27 protein-coding genes and 1 pseudogene are annotated in these 24,340 nt (G+C 70.1%); 17 read left to right on the forward strand and 11 right to left on the reverse strand.

Annotation, left to right across the window (positions count from 1 at the left end; translation table 11 throughout):
* Positions 1-109: 109 nt before the first annotated feature.
* Positions 110-268, forward strand: a complete 159-nt coding sequence (locus JNUCC0626_RS08965; protein WP_394619210.1) for a hypothetical protein — start codon at positions 110-112, stop codon at positions 266-268.
* A 39-nt stretch (positions 269-307) separates the two neighbouring features.
* Here the strand turns inward: JNUCC0626_RS08965 and JNUCC0626_RS08970 are convergent, their stop codons facing one another.
* The gene (locus JNUCC0626_RS08970; RefSeq protein ID WP_394619211.1) at positions 308-745 is read right to left on the reverse strand and encodes an Lrp/AsnC family transcriptional regulator; all 438 of its coding nucleotides are present in this window, start codon (positions 743-745) and stop codon (positions 308-310) included.
* A 103-nt stretch (positions 746-848) separates the two neighbouring features.
* On the opposite strand from JNUCC0626_RS08970, the gene JNUCC0626_RS08975 reads away from it, so the two are divergent.
* From JNUCC0626_RS08975 to JNUCC0626_RS08985, 3 genes are all read left to right on the forward strand, one after another.
* A complete protein-coding gene (locus tag JNUCC0626_RS08975; protein WP_394619212.1) occupies positions 849-2,105 on the forward strand; it encodes an ArgE/DapE family deacylase in 1,257 nt (418 codons plus the stop codon).
* Positions 2,106-2,160: 55 nt separating this feature from the next.
* Positions 2,161-2,526, forward strand: a complete 366-nt coding sequence (locus JNUCC0626_RS08980; protein ID WP_394619213.1) for a hypothetical protein — start codon at positions 2,161-2,163, stop codon at positions 2,524-2,526.
* 240 nt (positions 2,527-2,766) lie between these two features.
* The gene (locus tag JNUCC0626_RS08985) at positions 2,767-3,963 is read left to right on the forward strand and encodes a hypothetical protein (protein WP_394619214.1); all 1,197 of its coding nucleotides are present in this window, start codon (positions 2,767-2,769) and stop codon (positions 3,961-3,963) included.
* Here JNUCC0626_RS08985 and def read toward each other — a convergent pair.
* Complete coding sequence (gene def / locus JNUCC0626_RS08990) at positions 3,903-4,487, reverse strand: peptide deformylase (RefSeq protein ID WP_394619215.1); 585 nt, start codon at positions 4,485-4,487, stop codon at positions 3,903-3,905. The two genes, JNUCC0626_RS08985 and def, sit on opposite strands and share 61 nt — an antisense overlap.
* A gap of 44 nt (positions 4,488-4,531) precedes the next feature.
* Between def and JNUCC0626_RS08995 the strand changes: the two genes are divergently transcribed.
* The 4 genes from JNUCC0626_RS08995 to JNUCC0626_RS09010 all read left to right on the forward strand — a co-directional run bounded on the left by JNUCC0626_RS08995 (position 4,532) and on the right by JNUCC0626_RS09010 (position 7,466).
* Positions 4,532-4,936, forward strand: a complete 405-nt coding sequence (locus tag JNUCC0626_RS08995; RefSeq protein WP_394619216.1) for a winged helix-turn-helix domain-containing protein — start codon at positions 4,532-4,534, stop codon at positions 4,934-4,936.
* Positions 4,937-4,942: 6 nt separating this feature from the next.
* Positions 4,943-5,731 carry a pentapeptide repeat-containing protein gene (locus JNUCC0626_RS09000; protein ID WP_394619217.1) on the forward strand — a complete coding sequence of 263 codons (789 nt, stop codon included), beginning with the start codon at positions 4,943-4,945 and terminating at the stop codon, positions 5,729-5,731.
* A gap of 83 nt (positions 5,732-5,814) precedes the next feature.
* Positions 5,815-6,903 (forward strand): agmatine deiminase family protein, encoded by a 1,089-nt coding sequence (locus JNUCC0626_RS09005; RefSeq protein WP_394619218.1) that lies wholly within the window; start codon positions 5,815-5,817, stop codon positions 6,901-6,903.
* 8 nt (positions 6,904-6,911) lie between these two features.
* Positions 6,912-7,466: a TetR/AcrR family transcriptional regulator gene (locus JNUCC0626_RS09010; RefSeq protein WP_394619219.1), complete on the forward strand. Its 555-nt coding sequence runs from the start codon at positions 6,912-6,914 to the stop codon at positions 7,464-7,466.
* A gap of 71 nt (positions 7,467-7,537) precedes the next feature.
* Here the strand turns inward: JNUCC0626_RS09010 and JNUCC0626_RS09015 are convergent, their stop codons facing one another.
* Both JNUCC0626_RS09015 and JNUCC0626_RS09020 read right to left on the reverse strand, forming a co-directional pair.
* On the reverse strand, positions 7,538-8,302 hold the full coding sequence (locus tag JNUCC0626_RS09015) for an alpha/beta fold hydrolase (RefSeq protein WP_394619220.1): 765 nt from the start codon (positions 8,300-8,302) through the stop codon (positions 7,538-7,540).
* Between the two features lie 81 nt (positions 8,303-8,383).
* Complete coding sequence (locus JNUCC0626_RS09020; RefSeq protein ID WP_394619221.1) at positions 8,384-8,836, reverse strand: hypothetical protein; 453 nt, start codon at positions 8,834-8,836, stop codon at positions 8,384-8,386.
* Between the two features lie 116 nt (positions 8,837-8,952).
* Here JNUCC0626_RS09020 and JNUCC0626_RS09025 point away from each other — a divergent pair, with 116 nt between their 5' ends.
* The gene (locus JNUCC0626_RS09025; protein ID WP_394619222.1) at positions 8,953-9,939 is read left to right on the forward strand and encodes a sulfite exporter TauE/SafE family protein; all 987 of its coding nucleotides are present in this window, start codon (positions 8,953-8,955) and stop codon (positions 9,937-9,939) included.
* 4 nt (positions 9,940-9,943) lie between these two features.
* Here the strand turns inward: JNUCC0626_RS09025 and JNUCC0626_RS09030 are convergent, their stop codons facing one another.
* The gene (locus JNUCC0626_RS09030) at positions 9,944-10,483 is read right to left on the reverse strand and encodes a TetR/AcrR family transcriptional regulator (RefSeq protein ID WP_394619223.1); all 540 of its coding nucleotides are present in this window, start codon (positions 10,481-10,483) and stop codon (positions 9,944-9,946) included.
* An 85-nt stretch (positions 10,484-10,568) separates the two neighbouring features.
* Here JNUCC0626_RS09030 and JNUCC0626_RS09035 point away from each other — a divergent pair, with 85 nt between their 5' ends.
* Positions 10,569-11,780, forward strand: a complete 1,212-nt coding sequence (locus JNUCC0626_RS09035) for an FAD-dependent monooxygenase (protein ID WP_394619224.1) — start codon at positions 10,569-10,571, stop codon at positions 11,778-11,780.
* 13 nt (positions 11,781-11,793) lie between these two features.
* Here the strand turns inward: JNUCC0626_RS09035 and JNUCC0626_RS09040 are convergent, their stop codons facing one another.
* Positions 11,794-13,455 (reverse strand): M14 family metallopeptidase, encoded by a 1,662-nt coding sequence (locus JNUCC0626_RS09040; protein ID WP_394619225.1) that lies wholly within the window; start codon positions 13,453-13,455, stop codon positions 11,794-11,796.
* Positions 13,456-13,559: 104 nt separating this feature from the next.
* Here JNUCC0626_RS09040 and JNUCC0626_RS09045 point away from each other — a divergent pair, with 104 nt between their 5' ends.
* Positions 13,560-14,282, forward strand: coding sequence for a class I SAM-dependent methyltransferase (locus JNUCC0626_RS09045; RefSeq protein WP_394619226.1), 723 nt, complete (start codon positions 13,560-13,562; stop codon positions 14,280-14,282).
* A gap of 64 nt (positions 14,283-14,346) precedes the next feature.
* The gene (locus JNUCC0626_RS09050) at positions 14,347-14,925 is read left to right on the forward strand and encodes a DinB family protein (protein WP_394619227.1); all 579 of its coding nucleotides are present in this window, start codon (positions 14,347-14,349) and stop codon (positions 14,923-14,925) included.
* 25 nt (positions 14,926-14,950) lie between these two features.
* On the opposite strand, the gene JNUCC0626_RS09055 is transcribed toward JNUCC0626_RS09050, so the two are convergent.
* The 3 genes and pseudogenes from JNUCC0626_RS09055 to JNUCC0626_RS09065 all read right to left on the reverse strand — a co-directional run.
* A complete protein-coding gene (locus tag JNUCC0626_RS09055) occupies positions 14,951-15,685 on the reverse strand; it encodes a class I SAM-dependent DNA methyltransferase (RefSeq protein ID WP_394619228.1) in 735 nt (244 codons plus the stop codon).
* Between the two features lie 42 nt (positions 15,686-15,727).
* On the reverse strand, positions 15,728-16,051 hold the full coding sequence (locus tag JNUCC0626_RS09060; protein WP_394619229.1) for a hypothetical protein: 324 nt from the start codon (positions 16,049-16,051) through the stop codon (positions 15,728-15,730).
* A 454-nt stretch (positions 16,052-16,505) separates the two neighbouring features.
* A pseudogene (locus JNUCC0626_RS09065) lies at positions 16,506-16,763 on the reverse strand (epoxide hydrolase N-terminal domain-containing protein); the annotation flags it as partial.
* 62 nt (positions 16,764-16,825) lie between these two features.
* On the opposite strand from JNUCC0626_RS09065, the gene JNUCC0626_RS09070 reads away from it, so the two are divergent.
* The 3 genes from JNUCC0626_RS09070 (at position 16,826) to JNUCC0626_RS09080 (ending at position 18,883) form a co-directional block, all read left to right on the forward strand.
* A complete protein-coding gene (locus JNUCC0626_RS09070; protein ID WP_394619230.1) occupies positions 16,826-17,752 on the forward strand; it encodes a helix-turn-helix transcriptional regulator in 927 nt (308 codons plus the stop codon).
* Positions 17,745-18,320, forward strand: a complete 576-nt coding sequence (locus JNUCC0626_RS09075; RefSeq protein WP_394619231.1) for a pyridoxamine 5'-phosphate oxidase family protein — start codon at positions 17,745-17,747, stop codon at positions 18,318-18,320. The genes JNUCC0626_RS09070 and JNUCC0626_RS09075 overlap by 8 nt, the downstream gene beginning before the upstream one ends.
* Before the next feature lie 62 nt (positions 18,321-18,382).
* On the forward strand, positions 18,383-18,883 hold the full coding sequence (locus JNUCC0626_RS09080) for a pyridoxamine 5'-phosphate oxidase family protein (protein WP_394621999.1): 501 nt from the start codon (positions 18,383-18,385) through the stop codon (positions 18,881-18,883).
* Here JNUCC0626_RS09080 and JNUCC0626_RS09085 read toward each other — a convergent pair.
* The gene (locus JNUCC0626_RS09085; protein ID WP_394619232.1) at positions 18,860-20,149 is read right to left on the reverse strand and encodes a M20/M25/M40 family metallo-hydrolase; all 1,290 of its coding nucleotides are present in this window, start codon (positions 20,147-20,149) and stop codon (positions 18,860-18,862) included. The two genes, JNUCC0626_RS09080 and JNUCC0626_RS09085, sit on opposite strands and share 24 nt — an antisense overlap.
* Positions 20,150-20,219: 70 nt before the next feature.
* Here JNUCC0626_RS09085 and JNUCC0626_RS09090 point away from each other — a divergent pair, with 70 nt between their 5' ends.
* Entirely contained in the window at positions 20,220-21,665 is a 1,446-nt protein-coding gene (locus tag JNUCC0626_RS09090; protein WP_394619233.1) for a hypothetical protein, read from the forward strand.
* A 1-nt stretch (position 21,666) separates the two neighbouring features.
* On the opposite strand, the gene JNUCC0626_RS09095 is transcribed toward JNUCC0626_RS09090, so the two are convergent.
* Positions 21,667-22,494, reverse strand: a complete 828-nt coding sequence (locus JNUCC0626_RS09095; protein WP_394619234.1) for a M55 family metallopeptidase — start codon at positions 22,492-22,494, stop codon at positions 21,667-21,669.
* Positions 22,495-22,577: 83 nt separating this feature from the next.
* Here JNUCC0626_RS09095 and JNUCC0626_RS09100 point away from each other — a divergent pair, with 83 nt between their 5' ends.
* Complete coding sequence (locus JNUCC0626_RS09100) at positions 22,578-24,296, forward strand: ABC transporter substrate-binding protein (protein ID WP_394619235.1); 1,719 nt, start codon at positions 22,578-22,580, stop codon at positions 24,294-24,296.
* Positions 24,297-24,340 lie beyond the last annotated feature (44 nt).

Genomic DNA, 24,340 nt, shown 5'->3' on the forward strand with positions numbered 1-24,340 from the left:
ACAGCCCACGCTTCGGTGTGGGCGCACTAAAAAGCGGGCTCTCCGATGGCAGTCGAAGAGCCCGCAAATCGTTGTCCAGCCCCGATTCCGACATCAGGAGTGAACTGACTTGCGAAGTGTAGACCCCCGGCAGCGCTGCCGAACGGGACCTGTCGTCCAGGCCCGCCATCGACGTGAGCAGTCGAATCCCGGCTGCCTGCGCGCCGTGCTGACCATCCCGCACGTGCTCCTGCGCCTGGTGATCGTGCGAGCCGCGTACGGCCAGTAAGTGATCGGTGTGAGCGCCGTCGTCGGCCGACGACGGCGCTCACCCGCGCGGGCGGGTGAGCAGCCTGGACAGGACGATCGCGCTTTCGGTGCGGTCCACCAGCGGCGTCGCGCGGACCCGCTGGATGGCTTGTTCCAGGTGCGGGATGTCGCGGGCGAGCATGTAGAGCATCGCGTCGGCAGCACCGGACACCGTGCACGCCTCGACGACCTCGGGGATGTCGTGCAACGCCTGGGTGAGCGCGGCCGGAGTCGGGTTGCCCTTGCAGTAGACCTCGACGAACGCCTCGGTGCGCCACGCCATCGCCTGCGGGTCGATCACGGCGCTGAAGCCGCGGATGGCGCCGGTCGCGACCAGCCGGTCAAGCCGCCGCTTCGCCGCGGACGGCGACAGCCCCGCCTCCTTGCCGATCTCGGCGTAGGTGGCGCGGGCGTCGCGGAGCACGCAGCGGATGATCGCCTCGTCGATGGAGTCCATGCGCAAAGATCTGCCACAGCGGGCCGTACTTTGCAAAGTTTCCGCTGTTGAACGCCGTCGATGGCGATTGTTGGCGTGGCCGGGCGTACCTAGTGTCCGGCTGGTGACCATCAACGATGTCGAGGCGGCCGCGCTCGCGGCGGTGGACGAGGCGGCGATCGGGCCGCTGCTGCTGGACCTGCTGCGGGTGCCCAGCGTGACGGGCACTGCGGCGGAGTCCGATCTGCAGCACGTGCTGGCCGGGCACCTGCAACGCCTGGACCTGGACGTCGACCTCTGGTCGATGGATCTGGACGGCCTGAGGACGCATCCGGGGTTTCCCGGTGGTGAGGCGCCACGGACCGAGGCGTGGGGGCTGGTCGGGACGCGCGGTGCCGGGGACGGGCCGACGTTGATCCTGCAGGGGCACGTCGACGTGGTGCCGCCCGGTGATCTGGCGCAGTGGCAGGGAGACCCGTTCCGGCCGCGGGTCGAAGGCGACATCGTGCACGCGCGTGGGGCCTGTGACATGAAGGCCGGCGTGGTGGCGATCCTGGTCGCGCTCGACGCAATCCGGAAGGTGTCGTTGCGGGGCAAGGTGTCCGCGCACTTCGTCGTCAGCGAGGAGGACGGCGGGCTCGGCGCGTTCGGGACGCTCCAGCGCGGGCACACCGGGGACGCGTGCGTGATCACCGAGCCGACCAGCGGGGCACTCATGGTCGCCAACGCCGGCGCGCTCACGTTCCGGATCGAGGTTCCCGGCAAGGCCACGCACGGCAGCACCCGGTACGCGGGGGTCAGCGCGATCGACGCCTACCTGCCGATCCACGCCGCGCTCGCCCGGCTCGAGGCCCGTCGCAACGTCGGGCCGGATCCCTTGTTGTCGGACTACCCGGTGCCCTACCCCTTGTCGGTCGGCACGGTGCAATCGGGTGACTGGGCCAGCAGCGTGCCCGACCTGCTGGTCGCCGAGGGGCGGCTCGGGGTGGCGCTGGGGGAGGACCCTGCCCGGGCCCGTGCCGACCTGGAGGCCTGTGTGGCCGAGGCCTGCGCTGAGGATCCGTGGCTGCGGGAACACCCGGCGGTCGTCACATGGCCCGGTGGGCAGTTCGCCAGCGGCCGGTTGACGGCAGGGCATCCTCTCGCCGACCTGGTCGGAGACGCGCACGCCGACGTCACCCGGAGTTTCCGTCCCGCGGAGCGAGGCGCTCCATACGGCAGTGACCTGCGGCTGTACGCGGACGCGGGGATTCCCACTCTGCAGTACGGGCCGGGTGACGTGCGGCTGGCACACGGTCCGCGGGAGCAGGTCCTCATCAGTGAGGTCGTCACTGTCGCCCACACCCTGGTTCTCGCCGTGCTGCGCGGCCTACCGGGGTGAGATCCGCAGTACGGCCGAAGTGCCTGCGACGGCGACGACCGCCACTGTCACCTGGTTGAACCTCGCCTTCGCGCCGACCCGCACGGTCATCACGAAGCCCTGGGTTCCCTCGATGATCGTCGCGCTGATGCTGCAGGCGTCGAGAGGATCGCAGTCGGTCGAGGCGTTGTTGGCGGTCGGCAAGAAGGCCAAGTCCACAGAGCCGTTGCCGACCGAGTCCAGGGTGAGCCTGGCTCCGGTGGTCTCGGGAAGTGCGATGGGGCTGGCGGCGGACACCTGCACCTCGCACGTGCCGTCCGAACACGTTGCCAGGTCGGTCCCGTCTGCGGCTGCGGGCAACGCGGTCGGTGGTGGGCTGGATGTGCTGGACGTGCTCACCGCCGTCGTGGCGCTCGAAGAAGGAGCGGTGGGGGTTGCCTGATTCTGGGGCGATGAGCATGCGGTCATCGCGAGCAGGGTGACCCCACAAGCGGTACCTACCAGTTTTTTCACGGGCACAGGAGAGCGCGAAGCGGACGGGACCGGTCCCGTCCGCGTTCAATCCATCCAGATTCTGGCCGCCGATAACGTTCACTTATCGGCGGCCAGCTTTCTCATGCCCAATTGGGTAGCGTTGCGTTGGGAAACGTTAGTGCACACGTAATTCTGCTACGATATTCGGGTGGAGACGAGCTGTAACTTCCCGGGCTGTGAGCGCCCCGTTTTTCGAGGTGGCGGGCCCGGCAGGCCCTCGGAGTACTGCGACCTGCCCGAGCACACGCGCTGGCGGGCGTGGCGGGAACGGCAACGGCTGACGGAAACCCCCGAGCAAAACCTGGAGGTCGTCACCGTGACGAATCTCCCCAGGGTCTCCGGTACCGCCAAGATCAGGGCCGAAGAGCTTCTCGACCGGTTTCGGGTGCTGTCCGAGCAGATGACGCAGACTCTCGGCCGGGCCGTCGGCGAACTGAACGCGATGGCGGACCCGAGCGTCGCGGAGAGCCTGGTGCAGGCGGCTGAGGCCGAGGCGGCTCGGAGGGTGGCGGAGGCACAGGCCGATGTGGCGGCCGCGGAACGGCGCCGGCACGAGGCGGAGCAGGCGCGCAAGGCCGCCGAGGAGATGACCGAGCAGGCGGTCCGGGCCGCGGAGGAAGCCGACGAGGCCGCGGACCGGGCGATGACCGAGCGCGATGCGGCTGTGGAGGCGGCTCGGGTCGCTCAGGAGTCCGCGGAGGCTGCGGTCGCCGAGGTGCGGGTGCAGGCGGCGGCGGTGGTCGAGGAGATCCGGGCCGAGGCGGAGCAGGCCAAGGACGACGCGGTGAAACACGCGGAGCAGGCTCGGCGGCAGGCGGCCAAGGAGATCGAGCAGGCAAGGGTGTCGGCGGCCGAGGAGGTCGAACGCGTGCGGGGCGAGGTCGAGGAAGTGCGGGCGCGGGCTGCTCAGCAGGTGGAGGAGGCGCGGGCCCAGGCCAGCGCGGAGATCGAGCGGGCGCGAGGCGAGGCCCAAACTGCCGCTGACCAGGCCAAAGCCGAGGTGTCAGAGGCGGTTCAGGCTGCTGAACGGGCGCGGCAGGAGGCGGCCGACACCGTCAGCCGGGCCGCCAAGGCCCGGGATCTGGCGGTGGTGCGGGCTGAGCGGGCCGAGCAGGCAGCAGGGGATGCCAAGGCCGAGTTGGAGCGGTCACGGGCCGAGTTCGAGGTTCGGTTCGAGCGGGTCAGGCAGGAGTCGGCGGAGCAGGTGGCTGCGGTGCGGCAGACGTTGGCCGCGGTGGAGGAGTCGCGGGCTCAGACAGTGACTCGGGCTGAGCGGGCCGAGCGTCAGTTGGACGAGGCCAGTGAGGAGCTTCGGGCTGCTCGGCGGGCGAAGACGTCGTCTTGAGAGGCGGCCATTTCGCGTAGGGCCGACTTGCGTTCGCGGGTGGTGAGGCGGTCCAGGTAGAGGCGGCCGTAGAGGTGGTCGGTCTCGTGTTGAAGGCAGCGGGCGAAGTAGCCGGTGCCTTCAACGACGATGGGGGTGCCGTTGCGGTCCTGGCCGCGCACGATCGCGCGGTCGGGGCGGGCCACCGTGCGGTACGGGCCCGGCACGGACAGGCAGCCTTCCGGTTCTTCGAGGAGCTTGCGCTGGTCGCCTACCAGGTCGTCCAGGACCGGGTTGCAGATGTGGCCTCGGTGGTGGGTGCCGCGTTCGTCGGTCATGTCCCACACGAACAGTTGCAGGTCCACGCCCACCTGGTTGGCGGCGATGGCGGCGCCTTCGGCTACCCAGTTCGTGGCGAACATGTCGTCGATGAGCTGGTCGAGCGAAGGGCTCCCGAACTCGGTGACCTCGCGGCAGCGGACGGCCAGGACTTGCTCGCCTACGACGGTGATGCGGCGCGGGGTGCCGCGGAGGGACTCGGACATGCTTTGCAAAGTAGCAGTCTTTGCAAAGCGATATGGTGTTGGGCATGTCTCGACGGCCACTTCCTGACCATCCCGTGCGTGTGGCGTTGCTCGATCTGCTGGCTGAGCACGGCACGCTGACCTCGACGCAGGCCGCCGCGCTGCTCGGGCAGAGTTCCGGGTTGTGCTCGTTTCACCTGCGGCAACTCGCCGAGTTGGGGCTCATCGAGGAGGCTCCGCACCAGGGCGGGAAGGCGCGGCCGTGGCAACTGCGGTGGGAGAGCGAGGACGAGACGCCGGCTGAGGAGGGGTTCAGCGCGCTCATCCACGTGACGCCGCGGGAGATGGCGGAGATCGGGGCGTCGATCCAGCGGTTGTTGTTCCGGTATCGCGATCGGGGGACGCGGCCGGCGGACGCGGTGGCGGTGACGGCGGAGGTCCGGTTGCGCAGCGGCAACCCAGTAGGCTGAGCGGCGATGTCTCAGCTGAAAGGCGACTGCGCCAACTGTTTCGGGTTGTGCTGCGTCGCGCTGCCGTTCGCCAGGTCCGCCGACTTCGCCGCCACCAAGGACGCCGGTACGCCGTGCCGCAACCTGCTGGCCGATCACCGGTGCGGCATCCACGACAAGCTGCGGCAGAGCGGGTATTCGGGCTGCACGGTCTACGACTGCTTCGGTGCCGGTCAGCGGGTGTCGCAGACGGTCTTCGCGGGCACGGACTGGCGCACCGCCGAGCGCGAGAAGATGTTCGCGGTGTTCCCGGTGGTCAGGCAGTTGCACGAGCTGTTGTTCTACCTCGACCAGGCACAGCGGCTGGATCCGCACGACGACCTGGCCGAAGCGTTCGCCGAGGTCGAACGGCACACCGTCGCCGCCCCGGACGACATCCTGGCGCTCGACGTCGCGGAGGTCCGCGCGAAGGTCAACGTCCTGCTGCTGCGCACCAGTGAACGGCTGCGGACCAGCGCGAAGTCCTACCGGGGCGCGGACCTGATCGGTGCGCGGCTGCGCAACAAGAACCTCGCGAGCGCCGACTTCCGCGGTGCCTACCTGATCGGCGCTGATCTCACCGGCTCGGACCTGTCGCGGGCGGACATGATCGGCGCCGATCTGCGCGGGGCGGACCTGTCGGGGGCGGATCTGAGCACCTGCCTGTTCCTGACCCAGCCGCAGGTCAACGCCGCGCGGGGCAACGCGAAGACGAGGCTGCCCGAGGGGCTGACCCGTCCCGGGCACTGGGCAGCCCAGCCCGCCCGGCGCCGCTAGCCCACCGTCACTTGACTACCTGATTGGGTCTGACCAGCGGTTTCGGTTTGACTGAAATTTCAGTCAGGCCTACCCTGGCTCTCATGAACAGGCGCAACTTCGTGCAGACGGCGGCCGCGGCCATCAGCGGCGTGCTCGCCGGCTGCGCGAGTGGGACGAGCGGAGACACCGTGTCCAAGGCGAGCAACGGCACCAAGCAGTGGGTGATGCCGGAGGAGGGCGAGCCACACCGCCGGACGTGGATGGCGTTCGCGGCGAGCGACCGGATCTGGGGTCGCGATCTGCCGCGGGTGCGGGCGGATCAGGCCCGGATCGCCACCACGATCGCCCGGTTCGAACCGGTGTCGGTGCTGGTGCGGGCCGAGGACCTGGAGAGCGCCCGGCCGCTGCTGCCCGGCGTCGAGTTGGTGACCGCCGAACTCGACGACCTGTGGATGCGCGACACCGGGCCGGTGTTCGTGCGCGACGGCGGCGCTGTCGACTTCAACTTCAACGGCTGGGGCGGCAAGCAGCAGCACAGCCGCGACAAGCGGGTCGCGGGCTTCGTCGCAGGTCAAGCCAGGGCGGAGCACGTGCGCACGGACCTGGTGCTGGAGGGTGGCGCGCTGGAGGTAGACGGCGAGGGCACGGCGATCATCACCGAGAGCTGCGTGCTCAACAACAACCGCAACCGGGGCTGGACCAAGTCCGACGTCGAGCAGGAACTCGCCCACCTGCTCGGCATCAGGAAGGTCATCTGGCTGCCGGGCATCGCCGGCAAGGACATCACCGACGGCCACACGGACTTCTACGCCCGCTTCGCCGGGCCGGGTGTCGTGGTGGCGGGCCTGGACAACGACCCCGAGTCGTTCGACTACGAGGTCACGCGTCGACACCTGGAGATCCTGCGCAGCGCGACGGACGCGGCGGGCAGGCCGCTCAAGGTCGAGGTGCTGGAGGGTCCGGAGCAGACGCGGGTGCGCGACGACGACTTCGCGGCCGGGTACATCAACTTCTACGTGTGCAACGGCGCGGTCGTCGGGCCCGAGTTCGGGGACGCGCGGACGGACGCGGCGGCGAAGGCGACGATGGAGCGGCTGTTCCCCGGACGTACGGTGGTGCAGATCAACATCGACGCCATCGCGCTGGGCGGTGGCGGCATCCACTGCGCCACGCAACAAGAACCCAGGTGAGGACACCAGTGTCGGACCGCAGGACCCAGATGCTCGAAGCCGCGGTGCGGGTGATCGCGCAGGACGGCGTGCGCGGCCTGCGGGTGGAGAAGCTCGCCGCCGAGGCCGGGGTGTCGACGGCGTTGATCTACTACCACTTCAAGGACCGCGCCGGGATCCTGCGGGCCGCGCTGGAGCACGTCAACCACCGCGCCCTGACCTACACCAGCGAGGAGACCCGCTCGGAGGATCCGCGCGAGCAGGTCGAGCAGATGCTGCTGGGCGAGCTGCGCGACGACGACCGGGTGCGCGAGACCAGCGTCGCGTGGGGTGAGCTGCGGGCGAGCGCGGCGTTCCACGAGGAGCTGCGGGTGCCGTTGCGCACGGCGACCGAGGCGTGGAACGACGACGTGGCGGCCCTGGTCCGGCAGGTGAGCCCGGACGTGGACGCGGGGGCGGTCGCGGAACGCCTGACCTCGCTGGTCGAAGGGCTGAGCGAACGGTGGCACAGCGGGTCGTTGAGCGTGGAACGGGCGCGCGAACTGCTGTCCGGCGCGCTCACCCGGGAGCTGGACGGGGCGTGACGGAGGCCTACCGCGAGGTCGGTGCCGACGAGCTCGACGACGTGTCGAGGCTCGCCGGCATCGTGCTGTAGCTAGACCGCGAGGCGTTGCTGGGCGACGGCGCGGGCGAAACCCTCGACGTTGTCGATCATGATGTTGTGGCCGGTGTTGGGCACGGAGACGAGCTGGACACCGGCCCCGGCGAGTTCGCGGCCGCCGCTGGGCGGAGCGTCCTCGGGGTGCAGGAAGACGCGCGGGATCTCCAGTTCCAGCAACAACTTGCGCATCGTCGGCGACGTGCCGCGGACGAGGTCGACGGCGCTGCGGTAGAGGGCTTCATGGCCCGCCATGCGCATGGTCGCGGCCCAGTGCGGGCCGACGTCGCGCAGGACGCGGTCGAAGCCGTGGCTGAGGAAGTCGGCCTCGCCGTAGGCGGCGATGCCCCGGCTGCCGGGCGCGCCCAGCGACGGCGTGGCGGGGTCGATGTGGGGGTCCACCAGGACGAGCGAGCGCACCATCTCGGGGTGGCGCGCGGCGAGCACGATGGCGACGGCGCCGCCCATGCTGTGGCCGATGATCTCGCAGCGGCGCAGACCGATCTTGGCGAGCGCGACGGCGAGGGCGTCGGCGTGGCCTTCCAGCGAGTAGGCGAACCCGCTGGGGCGGTCGCTGATGCCGAAGCCCAGCATGTCCATCATCAGGCTGCGGCGGCCTGCCAGCAGCGGGTGCGCGACGGCTTCTGCGTAGTAGGGAGCCGACGAGGCGCCCAGTCCGTGCAGGTAGACGCGTGCGGGTGTGGCTCCCGGCACTTCGACCCAGCGGATCCGGACCCCAGGTCTGATCTCGACGGCGCGCATGTCTCTCCCGGCGGTAATCGGTTTCCGGACCCTACCCCGCGCGCCGAACGGCCGAGCACGGTTTCGAGAGTCCGTTCTCATCTAGTCAACGAGCCGTGCGGACAACACCGCGAGCAACAGCGTCACGGCGGTGAACACGAAGGTGTAGGCGAATCCTATGGCGGCGTGCAGCGGGCGTGAGCGTGCTCCCTCGCACAGGTGCAGCTGCCAGAACCCCGCGCACAGACCGAACACCAGCCACAACACGACCAGCGGCAACGGTGTCGGCGCGCCCAGCACGGCGTTGACGGCGAACGGCGTGGCAGCGGTGGCCAGGCCAGTGCCGAGCGCGAGCACGCGCGGGCGTTCGGTGGGGTCGCCGGAGATCCGGGACGCCACGGCGGCGATCGCGGCGGCCAGCAGCGTGGTGATGATCACCAGGCCGAGCAGCCAGGTCTGCTCGCCGTACGGGGGTGCGGCGAGCAAAGCGAGCGCGATCAGCAGGACGACGGCGGTGGGGGCCAGTGGCAGGACCCAGGCACGGCGAAGGGCCATCGCGTGATGGTCGTCCTTCGCGGCGGCGATCAACAGCGACCGAACGGCGGCTTTTGAGACGGGCCTTAGCTCGTGTGTGCGGGTGCTGGCAAGGCATAGCTGTCTTCGATTCCGCGATGTGGGCGTCGTTGGCTGATGTTGTTCGGCTGCGGATGATGACCGTCAACCTCGACGGATTGGACGCCGGCATGCGACAACTGATCCTTCTCGCGTTGGTGGGCCTGGGTGCCCAGCTGGTCGACGGAAGTCTCGGCATGGCCTACGGCGTCACGTCGACGACGCTGCTGCTGGCGATCGGCACGAACCCGGCGGCGGCGTCGGCGACGGTGCACCTGGCAGAGATCGGCACGACGCTGGCGTCCGGGTTCTCGCACTGGCGCTTCGGCAACGTCGACTGGAAGGTCGTCGCGAAGATCGGCATCCCGGGCGCGGTGGGCGCGTTCGCCGGGGCGACGTTCCTGTCGAGCCTGTCTACCGAGGTGGCGGCACCGATCATGTCGGTGGTGCTGCTGGCGCTGGGTCTGTACGTGCTGATCAGGTTCACGACGTTCGGGCTGCCCCGCACGAACCTGGGCAAGCCGCTGCGCAAGAGGTTCCTCGCGCCGCTGGGCCTGGTGGCGGGGTTCGTCGACTCCACTGGCGGCGGTGGCTGGGGCCCGGTCGGCACGCCCGCGATCCTGGCCAGCGGACGGCTGGAGCCGCGCAAGACGATCGGGTCGATCGACACCAGCGAGTTCCTCGTGGCGGTGGCGGCGAGCATCGGTTTCTTCGTCGGTATCGGCAACGAGGGCGTGAACTTCTCGTGGGTGCTGGCGTTGCTGGCCGGTGGCCTGATCGCGGCGCCGATCGCGGCGTGGCTGGTGCGGCACATCCCGCCGCGCGTGCTGGGCTCCGCGGTCGGTGGCCTGATCGTGCTGACCAACACGCGGACGTTGCTGCGCAGCGACTGGATCGACGCGAGCGACGCGGTGAAGTGGTCGATCTACGCGGTGATCTGGGTGGCGTGGGCGGCGGCGCTGGCGTACTCGATCCGGCAGTACCGGGCCAACCGCGACGTGGAACGCGAGGACGTGGCGGCGAAGGGCGAGACGGCCAGCGCCTGAGCGGTCAGTCCTCGAGACCCAGGGCCGCGAACGCGGCCGTGATGGTGGCCTCGCGCAGTTCCTCGACCGGGGCGTCGGGGAACTGCATGGTGCAGTCCTGCATGCCGCCGAACGTGAGCACCGCGCGGGCCTGCTGCTCCAGGGTGGCGTCGGGGCCGAACACGATCCGGGTGAGCCGGGCGCGCCAGGCGAGCACGAGGTCGATCAGGCCGAGTTCGGCGAGCGTGGTCATCTCGGTGAGCAGCAGCAACATGTCCTTGCGGTGGCGGTGGTGGAAGTCGAAGAACCCCTCCAGCACCTCCCGCGTGGTGACGTCGGCGCGCGCCTCGGTGGCCGAGAGGAACCGTTCGCCGTCGTCGATGAGCGGCGTGACGATGCTGCGGATCAGCTCCTCGCGTGAGGAGAAGTGGTAGTAGAGCGCCGGTTTGGTGATGCCGAGGCTCTCGGCGATGTCCTGCAGGCTGGTCTGCTGCACGCCCTGGCGCGCGAACAGGTCGCGGGCGGTCTGCAGGATGCGCTGCTTGGTGTCGGACTGTCGGGCCACGGCGGAAATCTTACTTAACGATCGGTCAGTTGCGGTGCTAGAGTCGGCCGTGTTGCTTACCGACCGTTAAGTAAGGGGGTGTGACGTGCGGATACTCGTTTCCGGGGCCAGCGTCGCCGGTCCGGTGCTCGCGTTCTGGCTCACCCGGTACGGGCACGAGGTGACGGTGGTGGAGCGCTCGCCGGTGCTGCGCAAGACCGGCGGGCACGCGGTCGACCTGTTCAAGCCCGCGATGGACATCTCCGAACGCATGGGCGTGCTCGACCGCGTCGAGGCGCTGGCGACCGGGACCACGCGGTTGTCGTTCCTGCGCGAGGGGAAGCGCACGCCGATCACCGGGGACGTCACGAAGATCTTCGCGGCCGCGTCGGACCGGCACGTCGAGATCATGCGCGACGACCTGAGCGAGATCTACTACGACGCCACGCGCGCGGATGTCGAGTACGTGTTCGGCGACTCGATCACGGCGATCGGCGAGGACGGTGAGGTGACGTTCGAGGCCGCGCCGCCGCGGCGGTTCGACCTGGTGATCGGGGCGGACGGGCTGCACTCGAACGTGCGGCGGCTGGTGTTCGGCGAGGTCGAGAAGGCGTTCGTGGGCGCGTACCTGGCGGTGTTGTCGGTGCCGCGGGAGATCGGTGACCCCGGGGCGATGACGGGGCACATCGGGCCGGGCCGCATGGCCGCCGTCTACGGGGCGCGGCATCTGGACGACGCGCGGGCGTTGTTCCTGTTCCGGTCCGGGGAGCTCGCCTACCACCACCGCGACGTGGCACGGCAGAAGCAGTTGCTGCGCGAGGCGTTCGCGGACCTGAACCCGCAGGTCGACGGGTGGATGCGGTATCTCGACGACGATCGGGCCTTCTACTTCGACTCGATCACGCAGCTGCGAGAGGACACCTGGTCACGGGGACGGGTGGCGCTGGCCGGCGACGCGGCCTACTGCCCCGGCCCGGCCATCGGCGGCAGCACGAGCCTCGCCGTCCTGGGGGCATACGTGCTGGCAGGCGAGTTGTCCCAGAGCGGGGACCACTCGGCGGCGTTCGCGCGCTACGAGCACGAGATGCGGCCGATCGTGCACGACAGCAGGGCGTTCGCGCTGGGCGTGGCCAAGACGCTGATCCCGGCGACGAAGGCCGGCGTGTGGGGGCTGACGCGCGGCATGCAGCTGGTGACGACGTTGCCGTCGTGGCTGCTGCGGCCGCTGGCGAAGCTGAACTCCAAGGGCGTGCGGATGCACGACTCGTTCCCGGTGCGCGACTACGGGCGTCAGGGCGCCGGAACACCGGCGCCCTGAACCGGTCAGCCCGCTAGAACTGGAGGCTCCACTTGTCGAGGAACCCGGTGTCCTGGTTGGCGTTGTCGTTCACCCGCAGGTTCCAGGTGCCGTTCGCGACCTCGCTGGAGGCGTTGACGGTGAAGGTCTGCAGGATGTTGTCCGCGCTGCCGCCCGCACGGTTGTGCAGGACGTAGACGGTGCCGTCCGGCGCCACCAGGTCCACCTTCAGGTCGCCCTTGTAGGTGTGCTTGATGTCGACGGCGACCTTGAGGGTGGCGGGCGCGTTGCCCGCCACGCCGGACACGGTGATCGGCGAGTTGATCGTGGTGTTGTCGCGGATCTGGAAGTCCGCGGCGTTCTCGAAGAACTTGCCACCGGGGTCCGGCGGGTCGACGCCGCAGTACTGCGCTTCCTTGCCGATCGCCTCGTACGGGCAGTCGGCGCGCTCGAGCAGTTGCAGCACGGCTTCCTTGTTGCGCGAGGTCTGCGCGGGGATGACCTCGTCGGGCGGGTAGAAGCCGCCGCCACCGGCACTGCCGGGGTACATCTCGAAGGTGTAGGCGAAGATGCCCTGCGTGCCCCACAGCCAGTCCGGGATGGACCCGTCGGTGATGTAGAGGTCGCTGGACTGCTCGGGCGTGTAGCCGTTGCTCTGCGCCATCGACTGGCCGATGGCGGCGAACGTGTCGCGCTGGTCCTGGGTCAGGCCCGGTGCGACGTCGTCGTAGGTCCAGCCCCACGGCCACAGGATGAGCTCGCTGTAGGTGTGGAAGTCGATGGACGCGCCGATCTGCTGCTTGCCGCCGACGTTGCGGCTGCGCACGAAGTCCGCCACGACCCTGACCTCGGGCGCGGAGGCCGCGCTCGGGCCGCGGTAGGTCTCAGAGCCGGTGCTGCCCGACGAACCGCCGCAGCAGCCCCACTTGTAGTCCCAGTTGCGGTTGAGGTCGGTGCCGACGTTGGACGACCCGGCGTTGGGCTGGCGGTTCTTGCGCCACGACCGGTAGCTGCCGGTCGCGATGTCGTACTCGCCGCCGTCGGGGTTGACGTCCGGGATGATCCAGATCTCGCGGGTGTCGACGAGCCCCTTGATGCGCGCGTCGGTCGCGTACTGGGTCGTGAACGTGTTGATCAGGTACAGCGCCATCTCGACGGTGAGGTGCTCGCGGGCGTGCTGGTGGTGCGTGAACAGCACCTCCGGCTCGGCCTCGTCGACGCCGACGTTGTCGCTGATCTTGAGCGCCACGATGTCGCGGTTCTCGTAGGACTTGCCGATGACCTGCTTGCTGATCAGGTTCGGGTACGCCGCGACGGCGTTGTTGATCGCCGTCGTCATCTCGGCGTAGTTGTGGTAGTTCGAGTCCGCGGCGGGGAAGTCGAACGGCCCGATGGCGGCGTTCGCCTCCATCCGCTTGGGCAGCTCGGTGACCTCGAACCCTTGCGCCTTCAGGTTCCTGACCTCGCGGCCGGTCGCGGTGATCACGACGATGCCGTGCTCCTCGACCGAGTCGATGGCGGCACCCGACTTGGCGAGCTTGGTGCGCTGTTCAGCGGTGCGAACGTTGCTGACCTGGTAGTTCGTCGACGTTTCCGAGGCGTCCGGGGCCGCGCCGGTGGGCACGCCTCCCATGGCGAACACGACGCTCGCGGCGACGGTGACCCCGATCAGGGGTCTGAGATGGCTCTTTCGCATGCAGGGCAACCCTTTCGTACCACGGCAGGGACATGGCTTCTCGATGTTTAGTCCGTGTGAAGGCTCACTGTCAGCCCGCCATTCGTATGGGGTTATGTGGTGGGATGACGCGCTACGACGCTGTGGAGGCGGGTTCGTACCGGCTGGCGCGGGAGATCGCGCTCGAGGGGTTGTCGTCGTGGCGGGACGCGGTGGCGCCGCATCTCCTGCCGGAACGGGTGGTGCTGGACCTGGGTGCCGGCACCGGGTTGTTCGTGCGGGCGTTCGGGTCGTGGTTCCCGGACGTACCGGTGATCGCGGTGGAACCGTCGGCGGACATGCGCGCGGCGTCCGGGCTGCCGATGCTGGCCGGGGACGCCTGCTCGGTGCCGTTGGACGCGGGGTCGGTGGACGTGGTGTGGATGTCGACGGTGATCCACCACGTGCGTGACCTGCCGGCCGCGGGAGCGGAGTTGCGGCGGGTGCTGCGGCCGGGCGGGGTGGTGGTGTTGCGGTCGTTGTTCCGGGAGCGGCATTCGGGGATCGGCTTGTTCCGGTTCTTCCCGGAGGCGGTGCGGGCGTTGACCGGGTTTCCCACGGTGGGCGAGGTGGCGGACGGGCTGGGGTTCGCGGCCGAGCGGCTGGAGCCGGTGCCGCAGGTGACGGCGTTGTCGTTGGCGGACAAGGTTTCGACGGTGCGGCAGGAGGCGGACACCCTGTTGCGGTCGCTGTCGGCGCAGGAGTTCGCGGCGGGGCTGGAACGGCTGCGTGCGGCGGCCGCGGTGGAGTCCGGGCCCGTGGTCGATCACCTGGATCTGCTGGTGCTCAAGCCCGTCGGTGGTGTCTGAGGCGCCGCGCCGGGGTGGTGGAAATCGCCGACGCCGCGTGCCGGGCTCTGTCAGGGTGAGAGGCATGGCCGCTGATCCGAAAGCCGATTTGCACCGCTATCTCAAGACCGCCCGTGAGTCGTTCCTGTGGAAGCTCGACGGCCTGTCGGAGTACGACGTGCGCCGCCCGTTGACGCCGACGGGCACGAACCTGCTCGGCCTGGCCAAGCACCTGGCGGGGGTCGAGGTGGGGTACTTCGGCGAGTGCCTGGGGCGGCCGTTCCCGGAGAAGCTGCCGTTCGACATCGACGCCGACCCGAACTCGGACATGTTCGCCACGGCCGAGGAGTCGCGCGAGGACGTCTTGGGGTTCTTCGCGCGGGCGACGGCGTTCGCGGACTCGAGCATCGAGGAGTTGCCGCTGGAGGCGCCCGGGGTGGTGCCGTGGTGGCCGGAGGAACGGCGGTACGTGACGTTGCACCTGTTGCTGGTGCACGAGATCGCCGAGGTGAACCGGCACGCCGGGCACGCGGACATCCTGCGGGAGGGCCTCGACGGGGTGGCCGGGTTGCGGTCGGGGAACTCGAACCTGCCGGAGCAGGACTGGGCGGCTTATCGAGCTCGGGTGGAGCAGGAGGCGCTGCGGGCGTCGGGCCAGGCCTGACGCTTCGACGGTTCGGTGGTGCGCCTCAGACGGGCTTGCGCCACACGGAGATGTGCTTGGTGGAGTCCTGGGTGAACGGGGTGCCGTGCCAGTCCGCGACGCGCCGTTCCAGTGCGAGTCCGGCGATGCGGGCCATCAGGTCGAGTTCGGCGGGCCAGGCGTAGCGGTGCCGGGAGCCGGCGCGGCGGTAGTGATCGCCGTCGCGGGTGAAGTGGTGTGAGACGAGGATCTGCTCGACCAGGTCGAAGGTGTCGAACCCGAGGTGGTGTGCGGAGACGTCGAACGGCACCGCGACCTGGCCGGGAGGCAGGAACCGCAGCGGCGGCACGCCCAGTTCGATGACGAAGCGGCCGCCGGGCGCCAGGTGCCGCGCGGCGTTGCGGAAGCACTCGACCTGCTCGTCCTGGGTGAGCAGGTTCGTGATGGTGTTGTAGACGAGGTAGACCAGCGTGAACTCGCCGGGGACGACGGTGGTGGCCATGTCCCCGATGACCACCGGGAGCGCGTCCTCGTCGATCTTGCGTCGTAGTACCGCCGCCATGTGCTCGGACAGTTCGATGCCCGTCACCGGCACGCCGCGTTCTCGCAGCGCGATGCCCACGCGTCCGGTGCCGATGGCGAACTCCAGTGCCCGGCCGTCTCCGGCGAGCCCGGCGAGGAACGCGGTGGTCGGTTCGAGAACGGCGGCCGAGAAATTTTCCGTTTCCTCGGCGTCGTAGCGTTCGGCGGTGGCCTGGGTCCACAGTTCGCTGCTCGTCACGAACAGCCACCTTGCCGAGTGCCGAGGGCGCTGTCGAAGTATTTAGACGCCGGCGAAGTACGTGCGGACGTCCGCGGCGTAGAGGTCGGGGACCTCGATGGCCGGGAAGTGACCGCCCCGGTCGTACTCGGTCCAGTGGGCGATCTCGTGGGCCGGGTCGAGCAGCGTGCGGATGCCGTTGTCGGCGGCGAAGGTGGCGAACCCGGTGGGCGCCGGGGTGGGGCCCCAGGCGCCGGGGGCGTTCATGGATTCGTAGACGAACTCGGCCGCCGTGGCACCGCTGCCGGTGAACCAGTGGATCGAGGCGGCGGTGAGCAGGGCGTCGCGGTCGACGGTGGTGCTCCAGGCGTGGAACTTCTCGTACATCCAGGCGAGCAGGCCGACGGGTGAGGCTGTGGCCGATGGTCCACGGCTTGGTGGACATGAGTTGCAGGTAGCCGAGGCCGGTGGCGACGAAGTCGTTGAAGCGTTCGGCCCGGGTGAGTTCGACGCCGGTGAAGCCGTCGAGCGGGAGCGGGCCGCCGAACGGGTGGGCGCTGGTGCCGTTGAGGTGGATCGCGGCGACGGCCGGTGTCTGGCGGCTCATGGCCCCGGCGATGCCCGCGCCGACGTCGCCCGCCTGGATGCCGTAGCGCTCGTAGCCCAGGCGCTCGGTGCGGGTGATGCCCCAGGCGCCGGTGACCGGGGTGGAGAAGCCGAAACCGGGGATGGACGACACCACGAGGTGGTGGTCGCGGGCGAGGTCGGGCAGGACGGCGGCGTACTCGGCGAACGTCGAGGGCCAGCCGTGCACGAGCAGCAGCGGCAGGGCGTCTGCGCGGGGGCTGCGGACGTGGGCGAAGTGGATCTGCTGGCCGTCGATCTCGGTGAGGTGCTGCGGGATGGTGTTGAGGGTCGCTTCCACGGCGCGCCAGTCGAACTCGTCGGCCCAGTAGGTGGCCAGGGCGTGCAGGTCGTCGGCCGGGACGCCCCTGGTCCAGCCGCCGATGCCGGACTGCGCGGGCCGGCGGGCGGCGTGCAGGCGGTGGCGCAGGTCGGCGAGGTCGGCTTCGGGGATGGTCACGCGGAAGGGGTTCATGAAGCCAAGGTAGAAAGGATTGCGGAAAGGTTCGTTCCGCGATTCGGGAGAGAATCAACGTCATGCTGGAGACGTCGGCGCGGTTGCTGAAGCTGTTGTCGTTGTTGCAGGCCACGCGGGACTGGACGGGCCGCGAGCTGTCGGAGCGGCTCGGGGTGACGACGCGGACGGTCCGCAACGACGTGGAGCGGTTGCGCGCGCTCGGGTATCCGGTGCACGCGACGCCCGGTGTGGCGGGCGGGTACCGGTTGGGGGCCGGGGCGAAGCTGCCGCCGTTGCTGCTCGACGACGACGAGGCGGTGGCGGTCGCGTTGAGCCTGAGCGGGCAGGACTCGGAGACGGCACGGCGGGCGCTGGGCAAGCTGGAGCAGGTCCTGCCGAGCCGCTTGCGGCACCGGGTCACCGCGCTGCAGGAGGTCGCCGTCGGCACGACCGCGGAACTCGATCCCGAGGTGACGGTGCAGATCGTGAACGCCTGCCGGGCGCGGGAACGGCTGCGGTTCGACTACGTGAAGTTCGACGGGGAGGCCGACCGGCGTGAGGTGGAGCCGTACCGGCTGGTGCACACACGCGGCCGCTGGTACCTGATCGCGTGGGACGTGGGCAGGCAGGACTGGCGGACGTTCCGGGCCGACCGGGTGCGGCCGCGCGTGCCGACGGGGCCCCGGTTCGCGCCGCGCGAGTTGCCGGACGTGCAGGCGCACCTGGAGAAGGGGCTGGCCACGGCGGCGTGGCGGTTCCGGGCGACGGTGACGGTGCACGCGCCGGCCGAGCAGGTGGCGGCGAAGGTCCCGGCGGCACTGGTGGAGGCCACCGGTGAGCGGGAGTGCCGGTTGACCGCGGGCGCGGACACGCCGGAGATGCTGGCGGTGTACCTGGGGATGCTGGGGTGCTCCTTCAGCGTGGATGGGCCGCCGGAGCTGGTCCGCCACCTGGGAATGACGGCTGACAGGTTCCGCGCCGCGATCAATACTGCTGAGCATGGGTAAGGAATACGCGCGGATCGAGCCGCGGCTGTGGGAGTTCATCGAGCAGCAGAAGGTGTTCTTCGTGGCCAGTGCGCCGCTGGCCGGGGACGGGCACGTCAACCTCTCGCCCAAGGGACGGCAGGGCACGTTGCGGATCCTCGACGACCGCACGGTGGCCTACCTGGACTTCGGTGGCAGTCACGCCGAGACGGTCGCGCATCTGCGGGAGAACGGCCGGATCACGCTCATGTGGTGCGCGTTCGAGGGGCCGCCGACCATCGTGCGGGTGCACGGGCGGGGTGAGCCGGTGTTCCGCGACGACCCCCGGTTCGCCGAGCTGGTGGCGGGGTTCGGCGAGGCGGACGGGCCGGCGTTGCGGGCGGTGATCGTGGTGACGGCGGAGCTGATCAGCGACACGTGCGGGTTCGCGGTGCCGTTCATGGACTACCGCAGCGAACGCGACCTGCACGCGGACTACTTCGCCCGCAAGAGCGACGAGGAGTTCCGCGAGTACACCGAGAAGAAGCCCTACAACATCGCGAGCATCGACGGCCTGCCCGCGATGGAGCTGCCACTTCCGCCTCGCTGAAAGTTTCTGAGGGGACGGTGTCGAGAACGGCGGCGCGGCTCCGTCCCAGGGGCATGACGACGATGACGCGGGACGAGATCTTCGAGGTGCTGGGCCGGCCGCACAGCCAGGAGCTGCTGGGGCGCGACATGCTGCGGATGGCGTACGTGGCCAAGGACGGCACGCCGCGCGCGATCCCCATCGCGCACACCTGGAACGGCGCGCAGATCGTGCTGTGCACCTCGACGAACGCGCCGAAGCTGCACGCGCTGCGGGCCAACCCGGTGGTGGCGCTGACGATCGACACCGAGGTGCACCCGCCGAAGATCCTGCTGATCCGCGGCACGGTCGAGCTCGACGAGGTCGAGGGCATCCCGGAGGAGTACCTGCAGATGAACGGCAGCTACGCCATGAGCGCCGAGCAGCGGGTGGAGTGGGAACGCGAGGTGCGCTCGCTCTACGACGGCATGGTGCGGATCGTGGTGACGCCGACGTGGGCGAAGCTGATCGACTTCGAGCAGACGCTGCCCAGCGCGGTGCAGGAGCTGGTGGAGCGCCGGTCAGCTCGACAGGAAGCGGTCTAGCACGCGCACGCCGAACTCCAGGCCGGCGACGGGCACGCGTTCGTCGACGCCGTGCGCCATGGCCCGGTAGTCGTAGCCCTTCTCGGGCAGCAGCAGCGGCGAGAAGCCGTAGCAGGCGATGCCGAGCTGGCTGAACGCCTTGGCGTCGGTGCCGCCGCCCAGGCAGTACGGCAGGACGTGCGCGGCGGGGTCCTCGTCGCGCAGCGCGTCGGCCATGGCGGTGAACCACGGGCTGTCGACCGGCGCCTCGACCGGCGGCTGGTGTTCGAGGAACTCGCGGGTCACGCCGGGGGCGAGCAGCGCGTCGAGGGTGGCGACGAGTTCGTCGACCGTGCCGGGCAGGGTGCGGACGTCGAGCTGCGCGGTCGCGGTGCCGGGGATGACGTTGACCTTGTACCCGGCCTGCAGCATGGTCGGCGTGGTGGAGCAGCGCACCGTGTTCTCCACCAGCTTCGCCGCCGGGCCCAGCCGGGTGAGCGTGCCGTCGACGTCGTCGAGGTCCACCTCCACACCCAGCGCCTTGCCCGCGCCCACCAGGAACGCCTCGACGGTCGGGGTCAGCCGCACCGGGTGTTCGTGGGCGGCGATCCGCGCCAGCGTCGTGACCAGCGCGGTCACCGCGTTGCTGTCGTTGCGCCGCGATCCGTGCCCGGCGCGGCCGGTGGCGGTGAGCTTCATGTGCGACGTGCCGCGCTCGGCGGTGCCGACCGGGTAGAGCCGCACGCCGCCGACGTCGTAGGAGAACGCGCCGGACTCGCTGATCGCCGCCTGCACCCCGGCGAAGTGGGCGGCGTGGTGCTCGACGAGCCAGTGCGCCCCGTAGACACCCTGGTCCTCCTCGTCGGCGACGAACGCCAGCACGACGTCCCGGCGCGGCCGCCGCCCCTCGGCGTGCCAGCGACTGAGCACCGTCAGCGTCATCGCGGCCATGTCCTTCATGTCCACAGCGCCGCGGCCGTGCACGAACCCGTCGCGGATCTCGCCGCCGAACGGGTCGAAGCTCCACTCGGCCGGGTCGGCGGGCACGACGTCGAGGTGCGCCTGGACCAGCAGCGCGGGCAGCGACGGATCGGTGCCCGGCACGCGCGCGAGGACGTTGGCGCGGCGTGGGGCGGGTTCGAGCAACGTCGGCGGCACGCCGCTGTCCTGCAACAGCCCGGCGACGTGTTCGGCGGCCTCGCGTTCGCCCGCGCTGTCGCCGCCACCGCGGTTGGTGGTGTCGAAGCGGATCAGCTCTGCGCACACCTGCGCGACGTCCAACGCCATGAATCCCACCGTATCCGGCCGTCCGATGTGGAATCGTCACAGGTCTGCGCTGATCTTGGGGGAACTCGCGATGCACCTGTCCGCGGTCTTGGAAGGCCTCGCTCTCAACCCGGCCCTGCCGCAGGACGCGGTCCGGCGCCTGATCGGTCACCGCGGCGGGATGGGAGAGGTCGGAAAGCGGCCCGACCTGACCGACGAGCTGGCCGGGGAGATGATCGACACCGGCTGGACCCGGCTGCGCTGGTCGCTGGCGTTCAACGAGCACCTGCCCGCGACCGCCCGGCTGCGGCTGGCCCGCGACCGCGACGACTCGGTGCGGGCCGCGACCGCCTCCGGTTGCGGCCACGGCACGGCGCGCGAGGTGTACGAGCTGCTGCTGGCGGATCCGGAGGAGCACGTCCGCGACTCCCTCGCGCGCAACGACGAGATGCCCTCGGAGCTGCGGGAGCGGCTGGCGGCGGACCCGAGCCCGAAGGTCCGGGCGTCGCTGGCCCAGCACTGGCCGGGTGCACCGGAGCACGTGCGGCGCGCGTTGCTGACCGACGCCGCCGACCAGGTCAGGGCGAGTGCCTGCGACACCTACTACCCCCGGCTCCCGCATCCTGTGCACCCCGCCGACCTCGTGCCCGCCCTGCTCGCCGATCCGGTCACCAGGTCCGGAGCCGTCGCCCAGGCCGCTGTGGACGCGGAGACGGCCGCGCGGCTGGCGGCGGACCCGGACCCGCAGGTGCGCGCCCAGCTGGCCCGCCACCCCCAGCTGCCCGCGCAGCTGCGCGACGTGCTCGCCGAGGATCCCAGCGCGGAGGTCCGCCTGGGCGTGTACGCGCGCCAGGACACGCCGGACGTGGTGCGCGCGGCGATCCACGCCTGGATGCTGGCCGCGCCGCACCCGATGGACATCGACCCGGACCTCGACGACGAGGCGGCGGAGCTGGAGTTCATGCGCAGCGTCCTGGTCGCCGAACTGCACATGATGCGCCTGGAGTGGGTGCGGGACGACCCGTTACCGCACGTCGGCTCGCCCTACCCGTGCTTCCGCATCTCCGCCGCGTCCACCCGTCAGCCGCTGCCGCCCGAGGTCGTGGCCCGCCTGCTCGCCGACGAGGACCGGGAGGTGCGGTTGGCGATGGCGAGACGTGCCCCGCATCTGGTGGACCCCGCGACGGCCGAGCGGCTCGAGCGCGAGTACCGGCCGTTCAAGCCCACGCCGTGGCGTCCCGCCGACGTGCTGGACTTCCCGCCGGATGCGCTGCGCCGGTTCGCCACCGATCCCGAGCCGCGGATGCGGTGCCTGGCGCCGCGCGACCCGGACCTGCCGGTCGATCTCGCCGTCGCGCTCGCGCGGGACCCGGACGCCGGGGTGCGTCAGGAGATCGCCGCGCATCCCGCCCTGCCGGTGGCGGTGCTGGTCGCGTTGCTCGACGACGAGGACGAGGGAACCGTCCAGGCGGCGGCGGGCTCGCCGCGGTTGCCGGTCGAGCAGATGCACCGGCTGCTCGACCTGGCCGGGTTGTGACTCAGCCGTAGAGGTCCTCGATCGCGGCGGCGGCGATGTGGGTGACGACCTTGAACGCCTTCATGGCCTCGGTCATGGAGGCGGCGTCGAAGCCGACGCGCCGTTCGCCGAGCAGGTCGACGGTGGGCACGATCGCGGCCGCGTCGGCGAGGTGGGTGGCGTCGAACTCGATCTCGATGCGGTGCGGGGTCACCGACTGCGCCGTTCGGCCCGCCAGGGACATGGCCGAAAGCGACGCCTCTGTGATCTGTGAAGAAGTCACCGCCGGGGGCAGGCACACGGCGGCGTAGCGCGACACGCACTCCTTCACGGCCACGGTCCGTGCCCCCGGAACGTAGTGCGCGGCGTCGGCGCAGGTGAGGTCGTCACCGGTCACGAGCAGCACCGGAACGCCGTGTTCGGCGGCCAGGGCTGCGTTGAGACGGCCTTCGGAGGCGTGCACGCCGTCGAGCCACACGCCGGTGATCGAGTTCTCGAGGTAGGTGTGCGAGAGGACGCCGCGCGCGCCGGCACCGGTGTGATAGCCCAGAAAAACCACTCCGTCCACTTCGGAGTCGATACCTTGCATCATCGACAACGGCTTGTGCCGGCCGGTGAGCAGGCGCGCGGAGTGGTGGAGGTCTTCGAGCAGCAGGTTGCGTTGTGAGGAATGCGCCTCGTTGACGACGACCTGTTTCGCGCCGCCCGCGACGAGGCCGGTGACGCAGGCGTTGACGTCTGCTGTGAACAGGCGCCGAAACCGTTGCCACTGCTCCGTTCCGGGAACGACGTCCCCGGTCCAGGTGACTCCGGTGGCGCCTTCCATGTCTGCCGAGATCATGATCCGCACATCTCGGTAAGTTAGTGGTGGGCTGCTGGGGAAGAGGGGTTTTCGTGCGGGTGAAGTTGTGCGCGTTGTTTGCGATTTCAACAATGTTGGGGCTCGTGACATCACCGGCGGCGGCGCAGCAGCCGGTGATTCTCAAGGTCGCGATCGTGCAGCAGATCGACTCGATGAACCCGTTCCTCGCGGTGTTCCAGTCGAGCACGGAGATCGGCCGGCTCATGTACGACTACCTGACCGCCTACGCGGCCGCCGACCAGGCGGTGACCGAGGGGCTGGCGAACAGATGGGAGCCCTCGGCCGACAAGCTCACGTGGACCTTCACCGTCCCCGAGGGCAAGAAGTGGTCCGACGGCCAGGCGATCACCGCCCAGGACGTCGCGTTCACCTACAGGTTGATGATGACCGACGAGGTCGCGCGCACCGCGAACGGCAGCTTCGTCGCGAACTTCCAGGACGTCACCGCACCCGATGACCGCACGGTCGTCATCCGCACGAAGACGCCGCAGGTGACGATGCTGGCGCTGGACGTCCCGATCGTGCCCCGGCACGTGTGGGAGAAGGTCAGCGCCATCAAGGACTACGCCAACGACCGGATGCCGGTCGTCGGATCGGGCCCGTTCGTGCTGACCGAGCACGTCGCCGGGCAGTTCATCAAGCTCAAGGCCAACAAGCAGTACTGGCGGGGCGCGCCGAAGTACGACGAGCTGCACTTCGTGTACTTCCAGAACTCCGACGCCGCCGTGCAGGCGCTGGCCAAGGGCGAGGTCGACCTGGTCAACCGCATGGCGCCCGCGCAGTTCGACTCGCTCGACGGCAAGACGGGCGTGACCCGCAACAAGGCGCAGGGCCGCCGCTTCACCGAGTTGATGATCAACCCCGGTGCGCAGACCCGCACCGGTGAGCCGATCGGCGACGGCAACCCGGCGCTGCGCAACGTCGCGGTGCGGCGTGCGATCGCCCAGGCCGTCGACCTCGACGCGTTGGTGCAGCGAGTCAACCTCGGCTACGCGGAGAAGGGCGCCGGGCTGGTGCCGCCGGTGTTCGGCAAGTGGCACTGGCAGCCCTCGGAGAAGGAGCTGCGCAAGTTCGACCCGGCCGCCGCCAACGCCGCTCTCGACGCCGCCGGCTACCCGCGCGGCGCCGACGGCACCCGGTTCGGGCTGCGGCTGGTCGGCCGGGCGGGCCGCGCCTACGACGAGCAGGCCAGCGAATACCTGAAGCGGTCGATGAGCGACATCGGCATCCCCCTCGACGTGCGGCTGGTGTCGGACAACCAGCTCAACGAGGCGACCACGGCGGCGACCTACGACCTGGCGTTCTCGGGCTGGGCGACCAACATCGACCCGGACTTCGTGCTGGGCCTGCACACCTGCGCGCAACGTCCCGGCGCGGACGGCAAGGGCGGCACGACCGACACCTACTTCTGCGACGAGACCTACGACAAGCTCTACGCCCAGCAGCTCTCGGAGTTCGACGAGGCCAAGCGCGTGGAGATCGTCAAGCAGATGCAGGCGCGGTTCTACGACCAGGTGCCCGCGGTGGTGCTCGCCTACGACAACGCGCTGGAGGGCTACCGCTCCGATCACTTCGCGCGGTTCACGACCCAGCCCGCGCAGGGTGGCGTGATCATGGCGCAGAACGGCATGTGGGGTTACTACGGCGCCGAACCGGCCGTGCGCGCGGCGGCGTCGTCGGGCGCGGGCTGGCAGGGGTTCGCTCTCGTCGGCGCCGCCCTGGCCGTGCTGGCGGCGGCGTTCGTGATCATGGCCCGGCGCCGCAGGGCCACGGCGGGGGAGCGCGAGTAAGTGCGTCTGGCCGGTCGGTTCGGTGGTGCCGCGCTCAGCCTGGT

The sequence above is a fragment of the Lentzea sp. JNUCC 0626 genome (genome assembly GCF_043632865.1).
Classification (GTDB): domain Bacteria; phylum Actinomycetota; class Actinomycetes; order Mycobacteriales; family Pseudonocardiaceae; genus Lentzea.